The 201-nt window shown below is 49.8% G+C and carries 1 tRNA gene; it reads left to right on the top strand.

From position 1 onward, the window contains the following. The first annotated feature begins 117 nt into the window (after window positions 1-117). Window positions 118-193: transfer RNA gene (locus tag C2M35_RS15300), tRNA-Gly, on the top strand. Window positions 194-201: the final 8 nt, after the last annotated feature.

The raw sequence follows: 201 nt of genomic DNA, 5'->3' as shown, positions 1-201 counted from the left end.
TTGAGGTCACGAGTTCGAACCTCGTGTGCCGCTCCAAATTTTCACTCGTTTAGCTCAACGTTTGAATCTCACTCAGAGCACTTATGAAGCAGCATATTTTTGCTTCAGACCTATGAAGCGGCACTAGCTCAGCTGGTAGAGCGCAACCTTGCCAAGGTTGAGGTCACGAGTTCGAACCTCGTGTGCCGCTCCAATTTTCCC

Source organism: Pseudoalteromonas sp. T1lg76, assembly GCF_002964725.1.
Taxonomy (GTDB): domain Bacteria; phylum Pseudomonadota; class Gammaproteobacteria; order Enterobacterales; family Alteromonadaceae; genus Pseudoalteromonas.
The sequence above is the reverse complement of the archived record's forward strand: the minus strand, read 5'-3'. Positions and strand labels throughout refer to the sequence as shown.